This window comes from Bdellovibrionales bacterium (assembly GCA_019750295.1).
Classification (GTDB): domain Bacteria; phylum Bdellovibrionota; class Bdellovibrionia; order Bdellovibrionales; family JAGQZY01; genus JAIEOS01.
Map to the genome: position 1 here is coordinate 1 of JAIEOS010000146.1, position 2656 is coordinate 2656.

General features: G+C 45.4%; 4 protein-coding genes and 1 tRNA gene. 2 read left to right on the forward strand and 3 right to left on the reverse strand.

Annotated elements, in window-relative coordinates; translation table 11 throughout:
* The 3 genes from K2Q26_15995 to K2Q26_16005 all read right to left on the reverse strand — a co-directional run.
* Positions 1-333 (reverse strand): M23 family metallopeptidase (locus K2Q26_15995; protein ID MBY0317022.1); only part of this gene is annotated, 333 nt, incomplete at its 3' end.
* 85 nt (positions 334-418) lie between these two features.
* On the reverse strand, positions 419-1249 hold the full coding sequence (locus K2Q26_16000) for a bacteriophage abortive infection AbiH family protein (protein ID MBY0317023.1): 831 nt from the start codon (positions 1247-1249) through the stop codon (positions 419-421).
* 5 nt (positions 1250-1254) lie between these two features.
* A tRNA-Gln gene (locus K2Q26_16005) sits at positions 1255-1325 on the reverse strand.
* Between the two features lie 63 nt (positions 1326-1388).
* Here K2Q26_16005 and K2Q26_16010 point away from each other — a divergent pair.
* Together K2Q26_16010 and K2Q26_16015 are read left to right on the forward strand one after the other, a co-directional pair.
* Complete coding sequence (locus K2Q26_16010; GenBank protein ID MBY0317024.1) at positions 1389-1958, forward strand: alpha/beta hydrolase; 570 nt, start codon at positions 1389-1391, stop codon at positions 1956-1958.
* A partial coding sequence (locus K2Q26_16015) for a hypothetical protein (GenBank protein ID MBY0317025.1) occupies positions 1939-2656 on the forward strand: 718 nt, incomplete at its 3' end. The genes K2Q26_16010 and K2Q26_16015, both read left to right, overlap by 20 nt.

Consider the following 2656-nt stretch of genomic DNA (forward strand, 5'->3'; position numbering starts at 1 on the left):
GTCGTCCGTCCCCGGCGTGTCGTTATTAATGTGCAAGTAGCGGTAAGAATATCCTTCTGCATCTTCAAGCGTTATTGCATAACCCCACGACGCCTGAGGAATTGCGATGAATGTAATCGTGCCGTCTACGACCGCTACGAGCGGAGTCATTTTGTCCGAGATAATATCAATACCCAGGTGTTCACGCGCTCCTCCGTCCCTGGGTTCCCGGAAGTCGTTTCGGAAACTGTATTCGCTGTCTACAGGGAAAAGAATTGAGCGCGTCTCCGCCTGCACCGACGCAAAAGGGAAAAACAGTAACCCGAAAACCGCTAGGGCAGATAAAGACTTCATATCTAATTCAGTTTACCCCGTGAGATAGAAGAGCCTATCTCACGGGGTATAGACGGCTCAGGGGGCGAGTGTCTTGCAGTAATGTTTATGCTTGAATTGGTTTAGGAATAATTTCAAACGACTTTTGGAAATCACTTAATTGGTGGTTCGTCAGTTCGTCGATTCGGTGCTTTATGTCATCTAGGGCCTCTTCTCCGTAGTGATATATGTGCATTTTTGTCCTTTGTCTCGGAGAAATCGCCAGACGAAGAAAGGGCGACTTGAAGTACATCTCATCAGTTAAACCTAAAGAATAGCCAAAAATAAACACATCGTATGGTTCCGTCAGTTGGTCAGATAGGTGTGTTACAGCAAAGCCTCCGGCTGCAGATTTTTTCACGAAAGTGTGAAATTTGCTCGTTTTAGAATTATCTTGAATACCGAAAACGACCTTAGATGTTAATTCTCCGTGAACGTGATTGTGTCTAGAAGCAATTTCATCACGAGACCAACCCACTTTAGTTAGAATTGATCTAACGGTGGGTGTGTAGTTGAAATTGAAGAACATAGTGTCTGAAATTGCTCCATTTGCTATTGAGTTTTCAAAAATGAATTTATACGCATCCGATTCAGCGTTGACACTATTTAAATCGAGCGAATTTAAGTAATTCAAAAAAGTGCTCAGCAGTTCTTTGTATTCTTTTTTGAACGATGGAAGATTGTCTTCATTTGCGCAGACGAGGTCAGCATATGTATTTAAACCAACTTCTACATCAACCCATCTATCAAGCGAGTTTTGTTTTGAAAGGAAGAGTGCCATCTGATTTCCACTTTTTAGAAGTTTCAAATACAACTCACTTCTAAGAAAATCGGAATATGCCGTAGGAAGGCCTAAATTTATATCAAAACCGTTTCCGATGATAATAATTTTCTTCATTACTGCTGGGGAGTAGGGACTCGAACCCCAATACTCAGGACCAAAACCTGATGTCCTACCATTAGACGACTCCCCAATGCTGTACAACACTATCATAACCCGAGTGTTATTTCTCGTGCTTTAAAGATACTATTACTGTATGAAAAACGCTCTCATTCTTCATGGGACAAACTCCACGCCGGAGAGTAATTGGTTTCCGTGGCTGAAAGGCGAACTTGAGAAACGGGGATACAAAGTGTGGGTTCCGCAACTGCCGGACGCCGATGCACCGAATATAAAAAGGTACAACGAATTTATTTTCGCTTCCGATTGGGAATTTAATGAAGAGTCGGTGCTGATAGGGCACTCCTCAGGCTCGGTGGCGATTTACGGCATACTTTCAAAACTGCCTGAGCGCGTACTTGTGAAACAGGCGATTCTCGTTGGCACATTTAAGGATGATTTAGGATGGCCGAACTTGGGCGGGCTTTTTGAAGAACCGTTTGACTACGCAAAAATAAAAACAAAAGCAAAGATGTTTTCACTCTTGCATTCCGACAACGACCCGCACTGCCCCTTAGAAGGCGCGCAGTACTTGGCAAAAGAACTTGACGGGGAGCTGACCATTGTCCCCGGCGCTGAGCATTTTAGCGTCAAAGCGGGTGGCGAGCGTTTTCGTCAGTTACCTGTTATTCTTGAATTATTGGACCATGGTAAATCGTCACATTGAAGAAGGAGGACTGCGCGGTTTAGGTTCTGATTTACCTTTTGAACACCACGCCGGCGGGCGACGCGAAACGGACGAACGCGCGCCGATGAGTGTCATTGAGTTTCGTGATGCTGCGATTCGGGTTATGGACCACAAAGTTCATTGGGCAGGGCCAGCGTTTGCAGGCATGGTGCTACCGGAGGATATGATTCATCATTTCCATTCGGAATACCTGACTTTTGTAAAACCATTTCCGTACTATTTGCGAGGTGTTCTTTCAAGACTCCCACCGCCACCCGCGGAGGGCGAAGATCCGTATTTTGAAATCCGGAAAGACCTTGAAGAAAACATACTAGAGGAAGAAGAGGGGCATATTACAGCCGATGTGCTTGGGAAAAAGTATGGGCGCCCGTTTCCGCCACGCTCACACGCCGACATGTTTTTGGATATCCCAAGGGATCCTGTGTTTGCTTTTGATGTTAGTACATTTGACTCGCGCCCACTTGGACCAAAAGCACAAGCGTATAGAGACTTTTTGGAAGATGTTTCTCATAACCGCGGATGGGAAGTTGGTGCGGCCGTTATAACGCTCTTTGTTGAGGGAAGTCAACATGAGTGGGAAGTGTTTGCGGGTGATGAGCAGTATAAAAACCGCGAGCCGCACAAACGAGCTGAAACAACGAGCGAACATAACCTCCATATTGGGTATGGAGTTTCCG

Excerpts from the sequence above, each read along its gene's own strand:
- K2Q26_16000 (MBY0317023.1), bottom strand. The coding sequence starts at position 1,249 with ATGAAGAAAATTATTATCATCGGAAACGGTTTTGATATAAATTTAGGC.
- K2Q26_16010 (MBY0317024.1), top strand. The coding sequence starts at position 1,389 with ATGAAAAACGCTCTCATTCTTCATGGGACAAACTCCACGCCGGAGAGT.